This window comes from Xenorhabdus budapestensis (genome assembly GCF_002632465.1).
Classification (GTDB): domain Bacteria; phylum Pseudomonadota; class Gammaproteobacteria; order Enterobacterales; family Enterobacteriaceae; genus Xenorhabdus; species Xenorhabdus budapestensis.
Window position 1 is genome coordinate 1 of record NZ_NIBS01000162.1, and the last position, 310, is coordinate 310.

Annotated in this window: 1 pseudogene; it reads left to right on the forward strand. The window is 54.8% G+C overall.

Annotated elements, in window-relative coordinates:
* Positions 1-310: pseudogene (locus Xbud_RS20060) on the forward strand (phage tail protein); the annotation flags it as partial.

Sequence of the window (310 nt, forward strand, 5' to 3'; positions counted from 1 at the left end):
GATCATGCAGGAAGCCCAGAAGGCTATGCAGGAAGCTCAACAGGCTCTGAAAGCCGCGGACAGCAAAGTGCCTCTGACCCGCCGTGTCAATGATAAAGACCTGGTCAATGACATTACCCTGACCGCCGCCGATGTCGGCGCCTACAGCAAGGAAGAAACCAATACGCAAGTCATGAAAGTGGCGGACACTAAGGTGCCGTTAACCCGCCGTGTCAATGATAAAGAGCTGGTCAATGACATTGCCCTGACTGCCGCCGATGTCGGCGCCTACAGCAAGGACGAAACCGATAGCCGGATCAAAGACGGTGAT